We start from the raw sequence: 22,480 nt of genomic DNA on the forward strand, positions 1-22,480 counted from the left end.
GAGTGCTCGGAGCCGAAACCTGTTGGCCCTCACGGGCGTCGCGGGTAGCGTGCCCGACCGATGCAGACGACGCCGGAGAAACCAGTCGAGGTGGAGTTCTGCCTGCAGTGCGGGCCCGGAACGGGCTTGCGTCCACGCGGCGACGGCTCCCAACTGCGATGTCCCCGCTGTGGATGGGTACGCCTGGTGCCGCTCCGTCCGCTCTTTGTGGTCATCGGCGCCAGCGGTGCGGGAAAAACGACGATTGTGCCGGCGCTGGCGCGAAAACTCGTCGGCTGTGAGGTCTTCGACGTCGACCTCACCCTGCACATCGCCGCCCTCGGCTGGGATGCCTGGCGAGCCACGTGGCTGCAGATCGCGCACGGGATCGCCCAGAACGGCCGCTCGACCGTGCTGTGCGGCACGATCACCCCTGACCAGCTCGAGACGCTGCCGACCCGCCAGCTCGTCGGACCGATCCACTCCTGCCTGCTCGACTGCCCGGACGACGTACTCGTCGAACGCCTGCGTGCGCGACCGCCGTGGCGGGGAACCGACGAGGACTTCGTCGCCCGGCAACTGGGGTTCGCCGCATGGTTGCGTGACCACATCGAGCCGTCGTTCAGTTCCTACGCCTGTGAGCCGGCCACCGTGGTGGATCAGGTCGCCGCCTGGGTCACGTCAGGCTGGATTGACGGGTCAGCCGCGCGGCTCATCCGGTCTCCGCGTCGCGCGACAGGACGGGAATCGGCCAGCCATCCGTTCGCACGGATGGGCCCAACAGTGAGATCCTGGGCGCGTAAAGCGCTTTCCCGCCAGACTGTCTTTCCCTGACCTGCAGGTCTTCCCAGACATGACTGTGGAGTGGAGTGATCCATGCGCGACCCCCTCGTGCTTGTCACCAGCGTCACCGACGACCAGTTCGGCCAGATCTGCGCAGCCGTCCCCGAGGCCACCGTCGAGCGGTACGCCGGCGACGAACTGGCGGACAAGATCGGGTCAGCGCATGTGGTGGCCGGCCACGTCGACGCGACCAACCTCGCCAAGGCATCACACCTGGCGTGGGTGCACAGCTGGGCCGCGGGACCCAACAACCAGGTCTTTCCCGAGATGGTCGCGAGCCCGGTGACGGTCACCTGCTCGAAGGGCAACGGCGCCGTACCCCTGGCCGAGCACGCGATCATGCTCATGCTGATGCTCAACCGCGACGCGATGCGGTGGGTACGCGCGCAGAACGAACAACGCTGGGAACGGCACACCCACGGTGAGCTCAACGGTCTCACGGTCGGCATCCTCGGCCTCGGCTACTCCGGTGTCGACCTCGCGCTGAAGGCGAAGGCGTTCCACATGCAGGTGTTGGGTATCCGCCGCAACCCGCAGCCCACCCCGAACGTCGATGAGGTCTACGGGCCGGACCAGCTGCACAAGATCCTTCCCCGGGTGGACTTCCTCGTCCTGACCGCGCCGATCACACCGGAGACGCGGGGAATGCTCGGCGAGGCGGAGTTCCAGGCGATGAAGCCGACCGCCTACTACGTCAACTTCTCCCGCGGCGGTATCGCCGACGACGACGCTCTTCTCGCCGCCCTGCAGAACGGCTGGATCGCCGGCGCCGGCATCGACGCACACGGGCAGGAGCCGCTGCCGGCCGACAGCCCGTTCTGGACCGCGCCCCACACGATCATCACGCCCCACAACGGAGCAACCACACCACAGACGCGACAGCGCGCGGTGGACATCTTCATCGCGAACCTCCGCCGCTTCGTCGACGGCGAGTCGCTGACCCACGTCGTCGACAAGGCCGCCGGCTACTGACGCGGCCGGTTGGGCGAGGGGTCGTCGTTGGTGGCGCCCGTGGCGCTGGCCGATGCTGGCAAACCCGCTGCCACCATGCCGGTCGCCTTCGTACCGTTGAGGTGCGGCGGTCCGACGCCGCCCCACTGGAACAGCCGAGGAGTGCATCGTGACCGCCGTGGTCGACACACCAAAGGTCCTGACCTACACCGAGATCGAACAGTTCTGGGAGCAGGGCTACGTGGTGGTCCGCGGTGCCATCTCGAGGGAGGAGGCCGCGTACTACCGCGACCTCATCCTCGACATGATCCCCCGCGACCTGAACATCCCCGAGCACTGGCACACCGCCGACGGGCGGATCAAGCCGATGGCGACGCCCGGCGACCACACCTACGACACACCCGAACTCCTGCCGCTCTGGGCCAACGAACGCCTGTACCACGTGGCCGCGCAACTTCTGGAGTCCCACCGGCTCCGGGTCTTCGACGGCTCGCTCGGCGTCACCATGCGCAATGACATGCACCGCGACACTCCACGCAGCCAGACGCTGCACATCGACGCCTCCGTACCGAAGGACGTCGACAACTTCCTCTTCACGCTGGAGGAGGTCCAGGTCGGCGGCTGCTACTACTTCACCGACGTTCTTCCCGACGGCGGCGGCATCCACATCGTGCCCGGCGGCCACAAGATCGTCGAGGAGGAGTCGCGCGCGCATCCACAGGGCCGGCACCTGCACGACGACTGGAAGCGGATCACCCACCTGGAGAGCGTGGAGGTCACTGGCGAGGCGGGCGACTTCGCCCTGCTGCACCACCTGATGCCGCACGGCGCGTCGCACAACCGCCAGCCGGTGGCGCGGGTGGCGCAGTTCATGCGGTACGCCCGGGAGGACCACCCGCACGGCGCGGGCAAGGCTCCCGCACCTGGGCGCTTCAACGAGCGCCAACTCGCCGCCGCCGGACCACTTGGCCGCAAGCTACTCGGCGTCGACGCCTGGTGACCTGACGCCGTTCAGCCGTCCCACTCCGGGGCGCCCGCGGGCGTCGACCTACGTGGGGATGTCCGGGGCGGACCGGCCTTCCGCGAGCGGAGGAAGGTGGAACTCCCACTTCTGTGCCAGCGAACTCCACAGCCGGATGCCGAGTTCCCACGCCGCGACGAAGGCGTCAGCCAGGTCGTCGCCACGCCCGGTTCCTGTGCCGATCCCTTGGAGGGCGTCCAGCGTCTCGCGCGACAGGTCCCGCTCCGCCAACCTCGACGGCGTGAGCCACCGATCGGTCGCACCTTCGGCCAGGCGCGCCATCCACAGCAGGTGCCGGCGTATGTGGGCGAGGGCGTCGACAGCGCGTTCGTACTCTCCTCGCGCGAGGACGTTGCGGCCGAGGAGCCACCAGTTCGCGAATCTGCCGCACAGCTCCGCGACCTCGAGGGACGTGGAGGGCGCGGGAGCATGCACGGGAAGCTCCGCCAGTGCTGGCGCGAGCCGACCGTCCCGGTCGACGACGAGCATCGCCTCGACCGGCGCTCCCCTGCCCGGCCAGCTGCGTACGACCTCGGTCTCGGACGCCGGCCACACGTGCAGCTCCACCCGGATGTGCCGGTCGACCACGGCGACCCAGCCACCGGACTCGTTGCGTACAACGAGATCCGGTTCCGCAACCTGGCCGATCCAGTCCATGACCGACCATGAGCCGAGCTCGGCATCGTCGAGGAAGACCCAGAACTCCACATCCGAGAAGGCGTCGCCGAGCCCGGCCGGGCGCGAGCCGTAGGTCAGCGCAGCCCGGACCCGGTGATCCGCCACGAGCAGCTGGCGGAAGGCGCGCTCCAGCCGGTCCTGCGCAGGCTCGCCCTGCGCCGGACCTTCCTCCTCAGCCCCTGGTGAGTGTGACGACGGTGAAGCCGCCCGCGGGGAGCCGGATGTCGGCGGGGTTGCCGACGACCCTGGGCGGCCGCTGGCCGGGTGACTCCTCGAACTCGACACGGGTCACATCCTGCCCGAACGTCAGCGTCGCCCGAGCCTCGCCCGCGTGGCTGTAGTTGGCGATGATCAACGTCCGGCTCGACGCGTCACCGGCTGCCGCGAAGGCGCCGATCACGACCGGGGCCCCGGTCGCGTCGACGATCCATTCGTCGGCCTCGAACACCGGAAGGCCGGCGGGCGGTGCGTCCACACCCGTCACGCTGACGGCGTGGCTCGTCAGCGGCAGGATCCGCGTACCGGCCGCCTGCAGCATCGGGTTGATCTTCTTCGCGGCATGCCAGAGGTCCGTGCGCTTCCCGTCGACCGTGATGAGAGCCGGCTCGAACGCCTCACCCCGCGCCGGATCAGGCGTCCAGTAGGTGAAGTACTGGATCCCCTTGTAGCCGTAGGCGAGCGCGATCCCGATCTGCCACGACAGCTCGGCCGCCGTCGGCATCCGGTGGTTGGCGTACTTGATGCTCTGGATGAACACCCAGTACGGGATGCCGGCCTCGAGCCCGACCGTCCGCACGATCTGCAGGTTGTCCCACCAGCCCTGGTCGTCGCCGCCGAGCAGCAGCGGGTAGCGGTCGAACGACACGAACGGCGGTCGTACAGTCTCGACGAACCCGCGCACGTAGGCGATGTCGTTGGACGGGAAGAGATTGATGTACGGAAGGGCCTCCGGGGCGAGCGCCTGGACCGCGGCGACGTACTTCGCCAGCGTCGCGAACTTCGGTGGTGACGGTTCGTCGTAGAGGTTGATCCCGGCGAACGCCTGACCGGGATACCGCCCCAGCGCCTGGCGTACACCCTCCACGACCTCCTCGTCACTCAGCACGAAGGGCCGGTCGTCCGGAACCCCCGCGTCGAACGAGTGCGTCAGCGTGCCGAGGTCGGGATCGACGGGTACGAAGTCGAGTCCGGCGCGTTCGGCGGCGGCCAGGGCCCAGCGGGTGATCCACTGGTCGTTGAGGTAGTTGCCGCCGATTGCGAACGTGAAGCCCGCCTCGGCCATCTCGGCGTACCGCTCGTCGTTCGTCGCGAAGGGATGCGGCGGCCACCACATGCCGATCGGGTACCGGGCACCGTTCAACAGGCGAGGCACAACCGCCGCCTCGGACGCGCCGAGAGACGAGGGAGCCGCCTGCGCGGCATCAGCCGGAACCGCGTCAGCCGGCACTGCCACGGCGTCGTCACCAAGCGCGCCGAGCGCGACACCGGCGCCGGCCAGCGTGATCACACCCCGACGGGAGAGCTGCGCGTGGCTGAGGAGCGGATCGGATGCGGGAGTCTCCACGGTGACCTCCAGGGACGACGGTCGGGACCACCGCCTGGAAGCTAGTCGCGATCATGACCCGTTTCCGCCCGCTGGCCGGCAACGGCCCGCACGTCCGCGAGCAGCACGGCCGCGGAGTCCAGCCGGGCAAGGAGATCCGCCGGGTCCGTGCCACCGGCGCACAGGCCGTGCGCCCGTTCCGCGAAGTCGGTCGGTGCCGAGGGCAGCCGACCGGCGCCGTCGACGAGGCCCTTCTCGTTCACGACCCACCGACCGTCGTGGGCATGGAGAGCGTGCGCCATGATGCCGACCGCGTGGGCAAGGCACATTCCGACGTACGCCGCGTCGCCGCGGCCGGCCGGTTTGTGCGCGATGTCGAGGCTGAACCCGGCCTCCCACAGCCAGTTCGCGAATGCCACGCGGAGCGGACTCGGATAGTGTCCCGCGGCGGCTTTCAGTCGTTCCAGCTCGCCACTGGGATCGGCGACGACGATGCCGAACGCCACCTCGCCCACGTACGTCGTCGAGACGAATCCGAACGGGTGCCCCGGCTGGTGATGCAGCCCGAACTCCCCTCGCTGCGCGCGCTCCCACTCGCGGTGCACCCGGTCGAGGTCGCGCAGAATCCAGTCCACCCGGCCGCTCGGCAGGTCGAGCCAGGCACCACCGTTGACCCACGGACCCCAACCACCGGGCCCGGCGACCTCCGTGGGCCGACCGACCGTCTCGCTCGCGAGGGCGCGGAGGGTGTCGAGGTCCAGCGGTTCGCGGTAGTAGACGCCGAGGTCGAGGTCGGAGCTCCCGTCGGCGGTCCCGCGCGCATGGCTCCCACCCACCATGACGCCGACGACGCCGTCGACGTCGACGAGTGCGCGGGCGTGCTCCCGGGCGAGTACGAGGACGTCCGCCTGTCCCATCGTCGGCTGCTCAGTCATGGGCCGCTCAGTCATGGGCCGCTCAGTCATGGGCCGCTCAGTCATGTGCTGCCGGGACCGTGTCGTGTCCGCCGGCGTGTCCCGTCTCGTCGGCAGCGTCGGGTGCACCAGCACCGCCATCCTGCGTACGTGCGTCCATCACGATCCGGTGCTCGGCGAAGAACGCGGCGAACGGCACGGTCCCCGCGACCAGCACCACGAGGGTCCGCCAGAGAGACCACCGCCGCGCGTAGCCGAGCAGCAGGACGACCACCACGTACACCGCATAGAGGAAGCCGTGCAGCGGCCCGATCACCGCGCTCGGTCCCGGATTGTCCGCGAGGTGGTTAAGCGGGACGGCGACGAACAGCAGAGCGATCAGAACAATCCCGGTGACGTAGGCCATCACGCGGTAGGCGGTCAGCAGTCGCGGCATGTCGACGGTCCTCGTAGGTGGGCAGCGATCGAACCCCACCTGCCTATCACGCACCACCTGGCCGAAGTCCATCGAGGGGAAGACCCGCGGACAGGGGCCTTCCCATCGCGGCCGGACAGCCGATAAGCTGACCGGTCCTGACAAATGCCCTGACGAGCGACAGCAGGGCCACAGCCCAGAATTCTCCACCTGACGAACCCCCGGTCCGCGTTGGCTCGGGGGACATTCGGCGTGCTCGGCTCGCCTGCACCCTTCGGCGCCAAGCACCCGACTCGCACCCGGCCAATGACCACATGGCCGGGCGATTCCCCCTGCCCGAACCCGAATGCCCGGTGCCCAAAGCCCGACCACTGATGCCGACGACTGATGCCCGACGACCGATGCCCGACGACCGATGCCCGACGACCGATGCCCGACGACCGATGCCCGACGACCGATGCCCGACCACTGATGCCCGACCACTGATGCCCGGATGCCTTTCCACGAAGGGAGCCCGAACCCCGATGAGGGTCTATGCGGCCATCGCGCTGCGTACCTTCCGTCGCTTCGCGACCTACCGCGCGGCCACTGTCGCCGGTGTCTTCACCAACACCGTTTTCGGATTCATCATGGCGTTCACCTACATCGCCCTGTGGGAGGCCCGGCCCGGGCTCGGCGGCTACGACGTGAGTGACGCGGTCACCTACGTCTGGCTCGGCCAGTCGCTCGGCATGATCGGTGGCCTCTGGGGCGGCGGGTTCCGCGACGAGCTCGCCGAGCGCATCCGTACCGGCGACATCGCCGTCGACCTCACCCGGCCGGTCAGCTTCCAGGCCTGGTGGCTCGCCGGCGATCTCGGCAGGGCGGCGTTCCACCTGCTCGCCCGTGGCGTCCCGCCCACCTTCATCGGCGCGCTCGTCTTCACCCTCACCCTCCCCCGCGATCCACTGACCTGGCTCGCCTTCCTCCTGGCCGTCCTCCTCGGCGCGATCGTGTGCTTCTCGATCAACTACCTCTTCGCCCTCACCGGCTTCTGGCTCCTCGACTCCCGCGGGGTGCACCAGGTCGCCGGAGTGCTGGCGATGTTCTTCTCCGGCATGCTCCTCCCGCTGAACATCTTTCCCGGCTGGTTCGGCGACCTCGCCCGTATCCTGCCCTGGTCCTCGGCGCTACAGATCCCCGCGGACGTCTTCCTTGGCACCTACCAAGGCCTCGACCTCCTGCCGGTGTTCGGTTTCCAGGCGGCGTGGGCCCTGGTGCTGTGGGTGGCCGGCTACTTCCTGACCTCGCTCGCCACGCGAAAGGTCGTGGTCCAGGGTGGCTGACGCGCTGCGTGCGTACGGCTGGATCGTCACGATGTGGATCCGGTCGACGATGGTCTACCGGGCATCGTTTCTCATGCTGACGGCCGGGCAATTCGTGGTCACCGCGCTCGACTTCGTGGCCATCTTCATCATGTTCGCCCACACCCGCGAACTGGGTGGTTTCACCCTGCCGGAGGTGGCGTTCCTCTACGGGACATCGAGCTTCGCGCTCGGTGTGGCCGACCTGCTCATCGGCAGCACCGAGCGGCTCGGACGCCGGATCCGGATGGGATCGCTGGACGTGATGCTGGTGCGACCGGTGCCGGCGTTCATCCAGGTGGCGGGCGACGAGTTCGCACTGCGCCGACTCGGCCGGATCACGCAGGCGACCGTGGTGCTCGTCTGGTCGCTGTTCGCACTCGACCTCGACTGGACCTGGGACCGGGTGCTGTTGATGCCGGTGATGCTCGTCAGCGGCAGTGTGATCTTCGGGGCGATCTTCGTGCTCGGCGCCTCGTTCCAGTTCGCGGCGAGCGATGCGGCGGAGGTCACCAACGCGTTCACCTACGGCGGGACGTTCCTCACGCAGTATCCGCCGACGATCTTCGCCAAGGAGCTGGTCAGGGCGGCGACGTTCGTGATCCCGCTGGCGTTCGTCAACTGGATGCCGGCCCTGCACATCCTCGGCCACGCCGACCCGCTCGGGCTGCCGAAGGCGTTCCAGTTCGGCTCGCCCGTCGCAGCCCTCGCCATTGCCCTCGTCGCCGCGCTCGCCTGGCGCGCGGGAATCCGTAGCTATCGCAGTACAGGGAGCTGACATGTCGCCGTCCGTACCTTCACAGCCCGCCGGGCCTGGCGCGCTGATCGAGTTGTCCGGGGTGGGAAAGACCTTCGTCGTACGCCGGCGGGTCGGTCGGATCCGTCGTACGAAGGCGGAGGTGCACGCCGTCGCCGACCTGTCCTTCACCGTCGACCGGGGTGAGATGGTCGGCTACATCGGCCCCAACGGCGCAGGGAAGTCGACGACGATCAAGATGCTCACCGGCATCCTCGTGCCGAGCGCGGGCACGCTGCGCGTGGCCGGGATCGAGCCGTCGAAGGAGCGCCTCTCCCTCGCCCGCCGGATCGGCGTCGTCTTCGGCCAGCGCACCACGCTCTGGTGGGATCTCCCGCTGCGCGACAGCTTCGGGCTGCTGCGCAGGATCTACAAGATCCCGGACGGGAGGTACGCCGAGAACCTCGACCGGTTCGTCGACCTGCTCGAGCTGGGCCCACTCCTCGACGTACCGGTCCGCCAGCTCTCCCTCGGCCAGCGCATGCGCGGCGACATCGCGGCCGCCCTGCTCCACGACCCCGAGGTGCTCTACCTCGACGAGCCAACCATCGGACTCGACATCGTGAGCAAGGCGAAAGTCCGGGAGTTCCTCCGCGACCTGAACGCCGAACAGGGCACCACGGTCCTGCTCACCACCCACGACCTCACCGACATCGAGCAGCTGTGCACCCGGGTCATGGTGATCGACCACGGCACCCTCATGTACGACGGCGACCTCGACGGTCTGCACCAGCTCGGTGACAGCGAACGCACCCTCGTCGTCGACCTGGCCGAGCCCCTGCCCGCGATCGAGGTCCCGGGCGCGCGGGTCGTCCGGAGGGACGGACCACGGCAGTGGCTCGCGTTCCCCACCGCCGCCAGCGCGGCACCGCTCGTGTCCGCGATCGCCGAGCGGTACCCACTGGCCGACCTGTCCATCCAGGAGCCGGCGATCGAAACGGTGATCGCCAAGATGTACGCCGAGGGCGTCGCGGCCGACCGGTCATAGGGTCAGCCGCGGGGAACACAGCCGGCCGGACCGCGACGCCACCGCGGACGATCTCGTCTCAGGGACCGTAGACGCGGACGTGGTCGAACCTGGCCGTCGCTCCTTCGCCACCCATCGAGACGAGCCCGATCCGCGGTGGCGCCGCGTCGCCCGGGAGAGGCCAGATGGCGCCCCAGTTCCAGTGCGTTCCGTCGCGACTGGTCGCCGCCTGGAACAGGTGCTCACCCGTACCAGGGTGGGTCGTGTGCCGCAGCCGGAGCCAGAGCGTGTCCGCTGACGGGCCGAGCTGCACCGCGTCCGGCCACGGACTGGCGTCCGGGCCCACCCACAGGAACGCCTGTCGGGTCGCGCCCGTCGACGTGGGAGCCACGTGCACGGAGTCGACCCGGTCGATCCACGCGACGAGCCCAGCCCGTTCGTACCCCCGCGGACCCGTGCCGAGTGGCAGGGTGAGCTTCGTCTCCACGGTGTACGTGCCCTCCGGTGCCTCCCGCAGGAGGACCGACGCGTGGTCGTCCTGGCTGAAGTCGGCGTCCTGGGTGTCCCAGACATACGCACCATCGGCCAGATCGCCGCTGGGCGCCCCCTCCCACGTCCAGCCCTGGCCGAGGGTGGTGCCGTCGAACTCGTCGCCGTACTCCGGGAGGGGCGTGCCGACCTCGGGGTCGGGCACCTTCTCGGTCACCGGTTCGTAGAGCGTGGTGGTCCCCACGTTGTCGGCCTGCCCACCGCCACCGCGGGACACCACGCCGACCGGTGCCTGCCCGGCGAGCTCGTCGGGCAGGTCCAGGTGCAGTCTCGCCAGCGGACTGCCCTCCATCGCCGCACTCACCTCGAACGTCGCCCGCGTACCGCGCACCTCCGCCGTGACCGCGTGCCACGCGTCGAAGGCGAAGCCGTCGTGGAGAGGCCTGGTCGCCGCCTGCACGGTCTCACCGTCCACCACGACGTCGACGACCAGCGCCCGCCGATCCGGGTCGAGCCAGGCGGTGGCGTGGGTGCCCGCGTTCTGGTAGCCGACCACCAGGCCGACCGCACCGTCGCCTCTCACCCGAAGATCCGCCTCGGCGCGGTAGTCGGCGGCACCTGCCTCCTTGCTGCGCAGCAGCACCGGTTGCGGGCCGCGCGATCGGGCGGAAGCGAAGGCGCCGGAGTCGGCGTCCTCGTCGAGGCGCCACGCCTCTTCGGGGCTCTGCCGCCACCCCCGTAGCGACCCGTCGGCGAAGGTACCGCCCACGTCCCATGTCCCCGCGGGCGCCGGCAGCGGTATGTCCGACGTCCATGCGCCGGCCCGGACGGTCGGCCAGCCAGCGATCCAGTCGAGCCGGTCCATCACCGTCGGGCGTCCACCCCATGCGTCGAACCGGCTGTTGGCGTTGGAGAAGTACCAGTCCTGTCCTGACCTGTCCACGGCGACCGCGTTGTGCCCGGTACCGACCAGGCTGTTGCCGTTGGGTGAGTTGACGATCGTCCCGCCCGGTGCGGTGGCCGTCAGCGAAACACCTTCGGCGTCCACGAACGGACCGGTCGGCGACATCGAACGCCCGGCGAAGACCGGGTAGCCACCGGTGTCGACCGCGCAGCATCCGTACGCGGAGTAGAAGAGGTAGTAGTAGCCGTCCCGCTTGACGACCCAGGGCGCCTCCCCACGGTCGCCGGCGACCACCTGGGTCGACTCCCCCACGGCCCGCGTGCCGTCAGCGGAGAGCCGCACCACATGCATGCCGCCACGCCGGAACGAACCGTAGTAGAGGTACTTCGTCCCGTCGGTGTCGACGAACAGCGCCGGGTCGATCTCCATGATCTCGCCGTCGGGTACGAAGTCGACGACGGGTCCACCCGAGTCGGTCCACGGCCCGGCCGGGGTCGGCGCCGTGGCGAGGCCGATGGCGGCGTTCCCCCCGCCGGCGAGCGAGTAGTACAGGTAGTACCTACCGTCGACGTAGCGGACGTCCGGCGCCCAGTACCCCGTTCCCGGGAAGGGCTTCCACGTCGGGTGGTTCTCCTCGCTGAACACCGTCCCGACGTACTCCCAGTTCACCAGATCGGCGGTCCTGCCGATCGGCATGTAGTACGGCGGACCGCCCGCGTCCTGGTTCTCGTGCGTCATCACGGTCGCCGTGGCGAAGGCGTACCAGTAGCCGTCCTTGCCGCGAATCACTCCCGGATCGGAGAACGCGTCGGCGAAGTTCGACATCAGTGGGTTGGTGAACCTCCCCTGTGTGTTCGCGCCCTGAGCGTCCACGCCCGGGGCGTCAACGGCCTGGGCGTCAACGGCCTGGGCGGCGACCAGTGGCGTGGTGCCCGTAGCAACGAGTGCGAACACCGCGAACACCGCGAGCAGCAGTCGTCGAAGCCGAGTGTGCATGAGCCGATCTCCCTTGCCGACGTGGTGATGGGTTGGTGCTACTCCCCCTGCATGACCAGTGCTGCCACCCGCCAGTAGCCGTCCCGTAGCGACCCGACGAGGCGCAGATCGGCGAGACGTCCCGGCGTCCCGCCGTCCAGCACGAACGAGAACCACCGGAACTCGGCCTGCGGGATGATCTCCGGTCCGGAACTCCCGAGTTCGGTGTCGCCCTCGTAGACCGTCGTCGTCCCGGACGGTGCGAAGGCGTCTCCGGTGAGGATGTGGACCCGGTGCGGGCCGGCGGGTACCGCGACCCGCAGCACGTAGTCCTGGTCCCGGCCCAGGACGATGTCGCGGCGAAGGACGTCCATCCGGGCGCGGTCGCGGAAGTCGGGTGGCTCCCCGACCCAGCCGAATCCCCGACCGGCGTCCCAGGTCTCCGCAGGTGACAGCCGGGTGTAGCCGTCGAGCACGGGACTCGTCGGACTCCCGGCGTCGAGGGCGAGCACGGCTTCGTCGGCGGCAGGCACGCTCACGACGTCGAGGGGCCACTTCTCCGCCTCGGCGTCGCCCTCGATCCGGACTGCGACGGTCGCGAGTGCGGGTGGCGACGGCGGGGTGACGACCGCGACGAAGGTCCGTTCGTCGCCGGGAGGCACCTGGCCTGGCGCGGGCTCCACCGACCAGCCGTCGGGAACGTCGACGGTGATGGTGACGTCCGCCGGCGCGTCCGGCGTCGTACCCGCCACCGTCACCGTCACCTCGTTCGGTCGGCCGCCGAACCACACGCCGTCCGCACGTACATCGGTCACGACCGCGGGTGGCACCACCGAGTCGTGGTCGATGATGACCAGCGCGCACAGCCGCCAGAACCGTCCGGGGACGCTGGAGAACGCGAGGTCCACCTCCCGCCCGGACCCTCCACCGTCGAGGTCGGCATGCAGCCATTCGAAGGTGCCACCGCGGATCCGGCCACCCTCGGCGATGCGTACGCCGTCGACGTCGACGAACGTCGGCCACACGTCGGGACCTCCGTCACCGACCAGGATCGACACCTCGTGGACGCCTGCCGGGATCGCCAGCCGCAGTGTCGCTGGAGCCGTGTCACCGCAGAAGTCCCGGCGTGCGGCGTCCCATGCCCCGCCCCGGTCACGCTCCTGCGGGCTCCTGCCGACCCATCCGTACGCCCGCGTGGGGTCCCATGACGTCTGTGGTGTCAGACGTTGGTAGCCGGGGACGAGCGGGCTCGACCCGGAGCCCGCGTCGAGGGCCACGTGGCACCGGCGGCCGGCCGGCACCACGACCGCCGGCTGACCGGCGTTGCCGAGCAGCTCGACGTCGGGCGTCACCGTGAGCCCGAGCGGGACCTGGTCGGCCACCAGCGGCGGCTGCACCGGGGCCCTCATCTCCACCGTTGCGGCGGCCGCGAGCTCCGCCGAGACGGTGCCAGATGTCCATCCGCCGCTCGGGACGTCCACCCGCGCGGTGACGGCGTGCGTCGCGACGGTTCCGTTGGTCACGCTCAACGCGAGCCGGTTCGGCCAGCCACCGAGCAGGAGTGGGGCGCCGCCAGTGGCTTCGTACGCCAGCCAGCCTCGCCGCTCGTCCAGCGTCCGGGAGTAGCCGAAGAAGTACGCGACGATCGCGTCCCGCCACCGTCGCGCATGGAACACGTGGTCGTCGAAGGTCGCCAGGATGTCGGCATGGCGACGGGCGTCGACCTGTCCCGCGAGCCCGCGCCAGGTCTCGCGCATCTGCAGGACCCGTTGGTAGCCGGCGAAGTGACTGTCGTAGATGTGCTGGATGACCGTCGTACCCGAGTGGAGTCGGTGGGTGTAGGGCACCCAGTGCAGGAAGAGCAGCAGGTCGTCCGGGACCGTCTCCAGTGACTCGTAGCGCTCGGACCAGTGCGCCGCGTACAACCCGGCGAATCCGGAACCCGTCGCCACGCTCCGGTCGAAGCCCGTGCCCTCGGTTGTCGTGTGGTGGGACTGGTTCAGCGTCGACCGGGGATCCGGGTCGAAGTGTGACCCGGTGGGGAACGTCAGATATCCCATGCCCAGCGGGGACGTGTAGGCCTCGTACGTACGCCAGGAGTCGAGCATGACCCGGCGCAGCTTCTCGACGAAGGGCGCAGCAGGGGTGAACGTCATCCGGATCCACTCGGTCACGATCTTCTCGGCGGACAGGTCGGGGTTCCACGCCAGCCGGGCGAAGCCATGGGTGTTCGCCGCGCCCAACTGGTACCCGGTCCAGTCGCGGTCGTCGCCGAAGTTGACCACCCCGATGAGACCGACGTTCGACTGCCCGTAGGCGGCTCCGCCGACGATGGCCTTGACGGTGGTGCCCTCCCCCTGGGCGAGCGTGTCGAAGTCGAGGACCTCCTTCCACTGCGGCACCAGGTAGCAGAGATGGACCTCGTGGCCGGTGTACTCCTGGGTGATCTGCAGCTCGATCGCCTGGTTGGTCCGCGGCATCGCCCCGAACAACGGGTGGACCGGTTCGCGGACCTGGAAGTCGATCGGGCCGTTCTTCGTCTGCACGACCGCGTTGTCGGCGAAGTCGCCGTCGAGCGGGGCGAAGGTCTCGTACTGGTACTCCGCCCAGTCGGAGAAGCCTTCGTGGACGAAGCTCCGCCACACGAGCAGACCGTCGTACGGGCGGAGCCGGTCGGCCAGCATGTTGGCGCCTTCGGCGTGGGTACGCCCGTAGTCCAGCGGACCGGGCTGACCCTCGGAGTTGGCCTTCACCAGGAAGCCGCCGAAGTCGGGGATCAGGTCGTAGATCTCGGCGATCTTGTCCTGCCACCACTGCTGGACCCGCGCGTCGAACGGGTCGGCGGTCGTGATCGGATCCGCGCCCCCGGCGGTCAGCACGATCGGGCTTGCGTAGTTGGCGGAGACGAACATCCGCACACCCCAGGCCCGTAGCACGCCTGCCAGCGCGGCGAGACCGGGCAGGCGTTCGGAGGCGAGGAACTGTGCGTTCGCGTTGACGCTGTTGACGACCGTCGCGTTGAGGCCGACGGAGGCGAGGATCCGTGCGTAGTCGCTGTAGCGCGGGTCGAGCTCGGGCAGCGCGTCCCAACGGAAGATCGACAGGCCGGCGTAGCCGCGTTCGACGTTGCGGTCCAGGTCGTCCCAGTGGTTCAGTATCCGAAGCGGATTGGCCGGCCGCTCCCGCACATCGAGTGTGTCGAGCCGCTGGTATGTCTGCAGCAGCCGGAGCAGGTGGAACGCACCGTAGAGCACACCACGCTGGTGCGAGGCACCGATCACGATCCCGGAACGCCCGGTCGTCCGGATGACGTAACCCTCGTCGCCGAGCGCGTCCATCTCGTTCCGGCTGACGTGGGCGCGGACCGCCGGCGACTCGTCGTACGTACCGAGGACGACAGCGCCGCCGTCCGGATCGACCAGCGGAACGTCCCGGTCGAGCAGCCCGCCGAAGCCGCGCCGCAGCTCTGCGACGGCGGAGGCCAGCAGCTCCCCCGAACCCTCCGGCGCGATCCCCTCGATGGCGCGGCGGTACTCGTCCAGGCGCCCGGCATGGGCGACCCGGCGATAGCGCAGCCACAGCTCGTGGCCGTCCTCGTCGGGTGGGCGGCCAGGCGCACCTACGGCTGGCGCTAACGCTGGTGCTGCCACCGCCGTACCGGCGTTGCCGACGCAGAGGTAGCCGGCCGCCGCTGCCGTGGCGCCAGATTTGAGAATCGTTCGACGGGAAAGGTCCGGCATGGTTCGAACTCCGTGACTGTCGTCGCCAATGTCGTGGTCGGGGTGGGGCGCGGACCTACCCTGCTCGATGGAGCTCGCGCCGTCGGCCGGGTCGACGACCAGCGGCTTCGCCGGCGGGCGATCGGCGAGTGCCGGGCGTCGCCATGCCTACTCCTCGTAGCCCGCGTTGCGGTAGTGGGGATCGGCGTCAGGGCCGTAGCCGAGCGCCGACCGTCGTGCCCGGAAGGTTTCCATCGCCGACGCGTACGCCGGGTCGGCCACGAAGTCCTTCGTCTCCGTCGGATCACGATCGAGGTCGAACAACACCTCGGGCATGCTCTCCCCGTAGTACTGGTACTTCAGGTCACCACGCTTGATCATCAGGTTCGTCTGTCCGAAGTGGGAGACGGACTCGTCGCGCCATCCGGTCGTGTCGCCGTGCAGGAGTGGCACAAGGCTTCGGCTGTCGAGCCCTTGCGGCGGTTCAAGCCCGGCCAGCGCGCACAAGGTGGCGAACACATCGCACAGGTTGACGTTCACATCGACCCGGCCGGGCCCGAACGCCGCCGGCCAACGGACCACCAACGGAACCCTGGCGCTCGCCTCGTAGAACTTCTGCTTCTCCCACACGCCGTGCTGGCCGAGCATCTCCCCGTGGTCGGTCGTGTAGACGACGATCCAGTCGTCGAGGGACTGGCCCACGTGGTCGAGTGCTCGGAGCACCTGGCCGAACATCGCGTCGGCCTTCTCCACCATCGCGTAGTACGCCGCCGTCGCCCGCCGGATCTCGACGTCTGTCGCGTCGACGCCGGGACACACCTGGCGGGTCGACAGGAACGGATGCGGTGACACCGCCTCGTCGAGGAACGGCTCGACCCGATTGAGGTAGTAGGTGAAGAGATCCTTCGGAGCCAGGTAGGGATAGTGCGGCTGGTTGAGGCTGACCTTCAACAGCAGCGGCCGATCCGGAGTCGAACGGTCGTAGTAGGGGTCGCAGAAGTACTCCTCGATGAAGTCCAGCGCACCGCTCAGGGCCAGGTCGTCCTTGGCCGTCCACGGGCTGCGCCCGATCCCCGCCCGTCTGACCTCCTTGGCGTCCGACCACTTCAACCCCTTGAGGGTGTACGCACGGGAAGCGAACTCCGGTGCGGGATCCCTCACGAACTCCGGCGCCAGCACCGTGTCGGCACCGATCCGATGCGTCCAGCCCTGCATCTGGTCGGTGCCCTGATGGTGCAGTTTGCCGGCGCACACGGCCGCGTATCCGTGCCGCGCGAACGTCCGCGCGAACGTCGGATGACCCGGCGGCAGGTCCTGGCCGAACCGCAGGCAGCCCGTCGTACGTGGCAACTGCCCCGCCATCAGGCTCTGCCGGCCTGGTACGCAGATGGGCGCCGGCGTGTAGGCGTTGTCGAACACCATGCCTCCCGCTGCGAGCCGGTCGAGATTCGGCGTGCGGACGACCAGGTTGCCGGCGTACCCGGCCACGTCGTACCGGTGCTCGTCAGTCATCAGGAACAACACGTTCGGGCTTCTCGCCATCAGCGGTTCGCCTCCCGACCGGGAAGGGGCTCCTCGCGGACGAGGTTGGTGAGGACGAGCGCGGCCGCGCCGAGTGGACCGGCATGAACGCCCAGTTGGCCGACGCGAAGCCGCGGAAGCGCGAAGGGATACCAGCTCTCCAACGCGTCGCGTAGCGGCTGGACGATGAGCGGTCCCGCCCGCATTGTCTGCCCGCAGAGCAGCACCAGGTCCGAGTCGGTGACACAGAGCGTGGTCGCGACGACCGCTCCGAGGATGCGTCCCACGTCGGCGAGGACCTCGGTCATGAGGGCGTCTCCGTCGACCGCCGCGTCGATCACGTGGTCGATGTCGAGTTCTGTGACCGGGACACCCCGATGCGTTTCCCGGCCGGTCGCACGGAGGCGGTCGGCCGCCGTACCCGCGATGCCGTCCGCACCGACCCGCCCCCCGACCGTGGGCGCGGACCGTGCATCGCCACGGCCCGGAGCCTCGAGCAGCAACCGCCCGAGTGCCCCGGCACCCCCGTCGCCGCCGGTGAACAGCTCACCGCCCGCGAGGATGGCAGCGCCGAGGCCGGACCCGAGCATCAGGCAGAGCAGGTCGGGAGTTCCCCGGCCGGCGCCGAAGAGATACTCCCCGACCCCGACGGCGTGGGCACGGTTCTCCGTCACGATCGGCAGCCCGTACCGCTCGCCGAGGACCGCGAGGAGGTCGACGTCCTTCCAGTGCGGATGGCCGAGCGGCGTGAAGCGCCCCTTCTGTGAGCGGCGCATCATCGTGGGCACGGCGATCCCGATGCCGGCCAGGCGTTCAGTGGCGTCGGCTGTGAGCACGTGGTCGACGACGCTTGCCAGAGCGTCGACGAATGCCCGGTCGCCGTCGGCGAGGTCGATGGCGCGTGCCGCCTCGGTCGAGATCTCCCCCGACAGGTCTGAGACGACCGCCGTGATTCGGTCCGGGTCGACGCTCACGCCGACCGCCCGTAGAGCGTGCGTACGGAGTCCGTACAGCATCGGCCGCCGCCCGCCGGACGAAGGACCTTGGCCGACGGCCGTGACCACCCCGTCGGCCTCGAACTCACCGAGGATCTCCGTGATGGTCGGCACACTCAGCCCCAGCCGGCGGCCGATCTCCGCCTTCGACAGCGGCGCACCGGTACGCAGGGTCCCGAGTACCAGAGCGCGGTTCCGCTTGCGGACATGGAGGTCGGCCACTTCTTAAACCATCCTTCAGAAGTTCGACTCAGCCTCGTGTGCACGCACCGGACCGTCAACATCACGCGCCGCTTCCGGCCGTCCGAAGCAGGTGGGATCAGCCGCGACGCGGTCGGCGCGGGACGCAGGACAGGAGATCGGGCGCCGGAGGTGTGCGCAGGACGTCGAACTCAGGACGTCCCGGTCAGCACCAGGCCGATCAGTACGGCGTTCAGGAGCACGATGGCGGCGGTCGCGCCGCTGGCGAGGACTGTTGTCAACCTGCCATTGACATCAAGGCCCATCACCTTCCGCCTCGCCGTCAACACGACGAGCGGGACCAGCGCGAACGGCACACCGAACGACAGGACCACCTGGGACAGGACCAGCGCCCACGTCGGCTCGACACCCGCCGCCAGCAGGCCGAGCGCCGGCACCAGTGTCACGAGGCGGCGCACCAGGAGCGGAATCCGGATCCGCAGCAGCCCCTGCATGATCACGGCACCGGCGTAGCACCCGACCGACGTCGACGCCAGGCCGGACGCGAGCAGCCCGACCGCGAAGAACATCGCCACGGTGGGGCCCAGCACCTGGCCGAGCCCGGCGTGTGCTCCTTCCAGGGTGTCGACACCGGCCATGCCGCCGAGTGCACTGGCCGCGCCGAGGAGCATGGCGAGGTTGACGCTCCCAGCCAGCAGCATCGCCAGCCCCACGTCGACCCGTGTGGCGACGAGGATGGGGCGTTTCCGGTCGCCGGTCGGCCGGCCGTGCCGGTCGCGCGCCAGAGCCGAGTGGAGGTAGATCGCGTGCGGCATCACCGTCGCGCCGAGCATCGCGGCCGCGAGCAGGACACTGTCCGTACCGTCGAACCGCGGGACGAGGCCCGACACCGCACCGCTCGCCGACGGGGGCGCCACGACCAGGCTGGCGAAGAACCCGACCGCGATCACCAGCAACAGCCCGACGACGACCCGTTCGAACGGCGCCTGACCACGGCGGTCCTGGACGGCGAGCAGCAACATCGACACGCACCCGGTGATCAGCCCACCCATCACGAGCGGCAGGTCGAACAGCAGTCGGAGCGCCACCGCACCACCGATGACCTCCGCGAGGTCCGTCGCGATCGCCACCGCCTCAGCCTGCAGCCAGTAGCCCAGGCGTACCGGTCGAGGCATCTGGTCACGCACGGCTTCCGGCAGTGACTTTCCGGTGACGAGCCCGAGCTTGGCCGAGAGGTACTGCACGAGACCGGCCATCAGGTTGGCCGCGACGATCACCCACACCAACAGGTAGCCGTGCTCGGCTCCCGCGGTCACGTTCGTGGCGACGTTGCCCGGATCGACGTAGGCGATGGCGGCCACGAACGCTGGTCCGAGGAGCACCAGATCGGCCCGCGCGCGGAGGGCGGCGAACCCTTGGGCGGCACGCATCAGCATCACGGGCGCTTCCCTTCGACGGTGATCTCCGCGACCGCGCCCACTTCCACGGCGGGCACCTGGACAGCGCGGACACGTGACCAGCGGACACCTGACCAGGGGGAGCGTATTTCAGGTAGTCTCCGCTGGGAGCTGGGGTGGGAGGGGTGATTCATGCCCGGACGCCATGCCGCCGCGAGCCAGCCGCGCCGAAGCCGTGGCCTCCTCGTCCTCGTGGTGGTGCTCGCCCTCCTGATCCCCATCGCTGCGTTCGTCGTCGTGCGGGAGCTCCGGATCGCCACGATCGGCCACCCTGATCCCTGCAGTGGCACTCTCCGAGTTCACCTCGCCGCGCCGCCGGAGATCGCGGGACCGTTGAAGCGGATCGCCATGCGGGTCGAGAACGACCGGGTTCCGGTGGACGGCGCCTGCGTGACCTACTCCGTGACCCCCGCGGCCTCGCGCGACGTCTACGCCCGACTCTCCGGGGACAGCGCGACGAAGACGCCTGACCTGTGGATTCCCGACACCTGGGAATGGGTGGCGCGCACCGGCATCCCGAAGGACCGGCTGCTCTCCCTCAGCCCGTCCGTCGCCACGTCACCGCTGGTCCTCGCCACCAGCCAGACCCAGGCCGACGACCTGCAGGACGACGCGGGGAGCTGGGCCACCCTGGCGACCGCCGGCCGGATGGCCCTCGGCGACGCGGAGGAGTCAGGGGTCGCGCTCAGCGCCCTGCTCGCCCTCCGGCGATCGTTCACCGACGAGCCAGCGACGGCCCGGACCAACCTCGGCACCAGCATCCTCGCGCTGACCAAGGAACGCGTCGACGATCTCGACGTCGAGCTCGACCGTGCCACCGGTTACGGCCTGATCCGTGGGGTCCCCGCCACCGAGCAGCAGGTACTCAATGTGCGGCGCCAGAACCCGAAGGCCGACATCGTCCCGGTCGTACCCGCTGGTGGAACCGTCCACCTGGACTATCCCCTGGTGGCCGTCCTGCACGAGAAACGGAACGGTGCGCGGTTGATCGAGGCCGGCGCCACCCTGATGCGGTACGCCGACGCCAGGAGCGGCCGGGCGGAGTTCCGCAAGGCCGGCTTCCGCGACTACCGCGACCAGGCACCTCCCCCAGACGCCGACGCCGCGGGCGAGGTCACCGTCCTGCCGCCCAGCACCCTGGACGACGCCGACGAGGTGCTCAGAAGCTGGGCCGCCATGAGCCTCGAGTCGCGCCTCCTCACCGTGGTCGACGTGTCCCACTCGATGGTGGTCGAGGCTGGCGAGCGCACCCGGATCGAGCTGGCCCGCGATGCCGCCAAGACGGCGTTCACCTACCTGCCGAACACCGCGGCAGTCGGCCTGTGGCAGTTCTCCGAGAACCGCGACGGTGCCCGGCCCTACCTCCAGCTGTCGCCCACCGAACCGCTCACCCCGCAGCACCGCGCCGACCTCAACGCCGACCTCGACGCGTTGCCTGGACAGACCGGAGGGAGCGGCGCGCTCTACGACACGGTCCTCGCCGCCTACCGGACCGTCCAGGCCGGCTACGACCCGACCCGCGTCAACTCTCTCGTACTCCTCACCGACGCCTGCCCGGGTGCCTCGGCAGAGACCGAGGCCTGCCGGAACGAAGCGGCCACCGGCATGACGATCACGCAGCTGCTCAGCACCCTGGACGCCGAGGCAGACCCTGACCGGCCGGTCGCCCTCACCCTGGTCGGCATCGGAGCGCAGGCCGACCTCGCCGCACTCGACCAGATCGCCGAGGTGACGAACGGCAGGGCCCACCGCGCCAAGAACGCCGGCGAGGTGGAAGGGATCATCATCGACTTGCTCCTACGCCGGCAGTGCGGTCCAGCCTGCGGCTGACGTGAACGGACGTGGCGGACGTCACCAGCCAGCTCGGCGGGCACGCGCCTCGAAGAGCAGGATCGCCGCGGATGCGGCGACATTGAGCGAGTCAGCGGCGCCGAGCATCGGAATCGACACCGCGGTGACGTTCGGCTCCGACCACTCGTGGGACGGGCCCCGACCCTCCGACCCCACGACCACGGCCGTCCGCGGGGTTCGATACCCGCAGTCGCGATAGGTCCGGGCCGCGCGCGGGTCGGCAAGGATGATCTCGAAACCCTGCCGGCCGAGCCATTCCGCCACCTCCCATCCGTCGGCGAACTCCAGGACCGGCATCGACAGAACCGTCCCGCGACTCGCTCCGAACACCCGCCGGTGCGTGAGCCGGACGCGGCGGTTCACCAGGACAAGGCAGTCGGCCCGGCACGCGTCGGCCGTACGGATCAGGGTGCCCAGGTTCCCCGCGTACTCGATGCCGTCAGCCACCAGGACGAGTGCGGACTCGCCGAACTCCCAGGTCCCGGCGTCCCAGTGCGGGAGCTGCGCGAGTGACACCAGGCCGTCCGGCTTCTCGCGGTCGCTCAGGCGGGCGAGGACCTTCTCCGAGATCTCGTACGCAGTGCTGGCCGTCGCGCACATCCGGTCGGCGCAGACGCGGGCCCGGGTGGTCCGCGTGGCGCCGGGGCACCACAGGAATGTGTCGGCCTTCGTACCGGAGGCGAGCAACATCTCGTGCGCCCAGGCTCCCTCCACGACGATGGAGCGAGGCGGGGCGGCGGTGGAGTTCTTCGCTGTCGCCAGGGTGAGGCGCACCTGGGGATGGTGGAGACCGACGCGTTGCAGCGTCATCGTCGTACTCCGGACGTGGGGCGGCGGCGCGCCAAGATCCGCGCGGCCGCGGGGAGACGGGGACACAGCTGGACGCCTGAGGGCCAGCACGACGAACCTGGCCCGCGT

At 69.7% G+C, this 22,480-nt stretch carries 17 protein-coding genes; 7 read left to right on the forward strand and 10 right to left on the reverse strand.

Translation table 11 applies throughout. The features are described from left to right. Window positions 1-60 precede the first annotated feature (60 nt). From ABN028_RS17180 to ABN028_RS17190, 3 genes are all read left to right on the forward strand, one after another. The gene (locus ABN028_RS17180; protein WP_349697260.1) at window positions 61-813 is read left to right on the forward strand and encodes a nucleoside/nucleotide kinase family protein; all 753 of its coding nucleotides are present in this window, start codon (window positions 61-63) and stop codon (window positions 811-813) included. A 42-nt stretch (window positions 814-855) separates the two neighbouring features. Continuing rightward, the gene (locus ABN028_RS17185; RefSeq protein WP_349697261.1) at window positions 856-1,794 is read left to right on the forward strand and encodes a D-2-hydroxyacid dehydrogenase; all 939 of its coding nucleotides are present in this window, start codon (window positions 856-858) and stop codon (window positions 1,792-1,794) included. Between the two features lie 148 nt (window positions 1,795-1,942). Further along, window positions 1,943-2,773, forward strand: a complete 831-nt coding sequence (locus tag ABN028_RS17190; RefSeq protein WP_349697262.1) for a phytanoyl-CoA dioxygenase family protein — start codon at window positions 1,943-1,945, stop codon at window positions 2,771-2,773. A 48-nt stretch (window positions 2,774-2,821) separates the two neighbouring features. On the opposite strand, the gene ABN028_RS17195 is transcribed toward ABN028_RS17190, so the two are convergent. The 4 genes from ABN028_RS17195 to ABN028_RS17210 all read right to left on the reverse strand — a co-directional run bounded on the left by ABN028_RS17195 (window position 2,822) and on the right by ABN028_RS17210 (window position 6,365). Beyond that, window positions 2,822-3,577, reverse strand: coding sequence for a hypothetical protein (locus tag ABN028_RS17195; protein WP_349697263.1), 756 nt, complete (start codon window positions 3,575-3,577; stop codon window positions 2,822-2,824). A gap of 67 nt (window positions 3,578-3,644) precedes the next feature. Next, complete coding sequence (locus ABN028_RS17200) at window positions 3,645-5,036, reverse strand: hypothetical protein (protein WP_349697264.1); 1,392 nt, start codon at window positions 5,034-5,036, stop codon at window positions 3,645-3,647. A 41-nt stretch (window positions 5,037-5,077) separates the two neighbouring features. Next, on the reverse strand, window positions 5,078-5,950 hold the full coding sequence (locus tag ABN028_RS17205; RefSeq protein WP_349328112.1) for a nucleotidyltransferase domain-containing protein: 873 nt from the start codon (window positions 5,948-5,950) through the stop codon (window positions 5,078-5,080). Window positions 5,951-5,987: 37 nt separating this feature from the next. Then, window positions 5,988-6,365, reverse strand: a complete 378-nt coding sequence (locus tag ABN028_RS17210) for a DUF3817 domain-containing protein (protein ID WP_349328111.1) — start codon at window positions 6,363-6,365, stop codon at window positions 5,988-5,990. A gap of 503 nt (window positions 6,366-6,868) precedes the next feature. Between ABN028_RS17210 and ABN028_RS17215 the strand changes: the two genes are divergently transcribed. Genes ABN028_RS17215 through ABN028_RS17225 form a run of 3 tightly spaced genes read left to right on the forward strand, consistent with a single transcriptional unit; the run spans window position 6,869 to window position 9,471 of the window. Next, window positions 6,869-7,669 carry an ABC transporter permease gene (locus tag ABN028_RS17215; protein ID WP_349328110.1) on the forward strand — a complete coding sequence of 267 codons (801 nt, stop codon included), beginning with the start codon at window positions 6,869-6,871 and terminating at the stop codon, window positions 7,667-7,669. Next, window positions 7,662-8,465 carry an ABC transporter permease gene (locus ABN028_RS17220; protein WP_349697265.1) on the forward strand — a complete coding sequence of 268 codons (804 nt, stop codon included), beginning with the start codon at window positions 7,662-7,664 and terminating at the stop codon, window positions 8,463-8,465. Before ABN028_RS17215 ends, ABN028_RS17220 begins: the two co-directional genes overlap by 8 nt. 1 nt (window position 8,466) lies before the next feature. Continuing rightward, window positions 8,467-9,471, forward strand: a complete 1,005-nt coding sequence (locus ABN028_RS17225) for an ABC transporter ATP-binding protein (RefSeq protein WP_349328108.1) — start codon at window positions 8,467-8,469, stop codon at window positions 9,469-9,471. 58 nt (window positions 9,472-9,529) lie between these two features. Here ABN028_RS17225 and ABN028_RS17230 read toward each other — a convergent pair whose 3' ends face one another. The 5 genes from ABN028_RS17230 to ABN028_RS17250 all read right to left on the reverse strand — a co-directional run bounded on the left by ABN028_RS17230 (window position 9,530) and on the right by ABN028_RS17250 (window position 19,684). After that, window positions 9,530-11,839 carry a glycoside hydrolase family 43 protein gene (locus ABN028_RS17230; RefSeq protein WP_349697266.1) on the reverse strand — a complete coding sequence of 770 codons (2,310 nt, stop codon included), beginning with the start codon at window positions 11,837-11,839 and terminating at the stop codon, window positions 9,530-9,532. Window positions 11,840-11,877: 38 nt separating this feature from the next. Next, complete coding sequence (locus tag ABN028_RS17235; protein WP_349697267.1) at window positions 11,878-15,558, reverse strand: alpha-glucuronidase family glycosyl hydrolase; 3,681 nt, start codon at window positions 15,556-15,558, stop codon at window positions 11,878-11,880. Window positions 15,559-15,705: 147 nt separating this feature from the next. Beyond that, entirely contained in the window at window positions 15,706-17,079 is a 1,374-nt protein-coding gene (locus ABN028_RS17240) for a sulfatase-like hydrolase/transferase (protein ID WP_349697268.1), read from the reverse strand. Beyond that, window positions 17,079-18,275, reverse strand: coding sequence for an ROK family transcriptional regulator (locus tag ABN028_RS17245; RefSeq protein WP_349697269.1), 1,197 nt, complete (start codon window positions 18,273-18,275; stop codon window positions 17,079-17,081). Before ABN028_RS17245 ends, ABN028_RS17240 begins: the two co-directional genes overlap by 1 nt. 170 nt (window positions 18,276-18,445) lie before the next feature. Then, window positions 18,446-19,684, reverse strand: coding sequence for an Nramp family divalent metal transporter (locus ABN028_RS17250; protein WP_349697270.1), 1,239 nt, complete (start codon window positions 19,682-19,684; stop codon window positions 18,446-18,448). Between the two features lie 159 nt (window positions 19,685-19,843). Between ABN028_RS17250 and ABN028_RS17255 the strand changes: the two genes are divergently transcribed. After that, the gene (locus ABN028_RS17255; RefSeq protein ID WP_349697271.1) at window positions 19,844-21,541 is read left to right on the forward strand and encodes a substrate-binding domain-containing protein; all 1,698 of its coding nucleotides are present in this window, start codon (window positions 19,844-19,846) and stop codon (window positions 21,539-21,541) included. Between the two features lie 21 nt (window positions 21,542-21,562). On the opposite strand, the gene ABN028_RS17260 is transcribed toward ABN028_RS17255, so the two are convergent. Further along, window positions 21,563-22,372: a TrmH family RNA methyltransferase gene (locus tag ABN028_RS17260; protein WP_349328102.1), complete on the reverse strand. Its 810-nt coding sequence runs from the start codon at window positions 22,370-22,372 to the stop codon at window positions 21,563-21,565. Between the last annotated feature and the right edge of the window lie 108 nt (window positions 22,373-22,480).

Origin of the sequence: Actinopolymorpha sp. B17G11 (assembly GCF_040196095.1) — a bacterium.
GTDB lineage: Bacteria > Actinomycetota > Actinomycetes > Propionibacteriales > Actinopolymorphaceae > Thermasporomyces.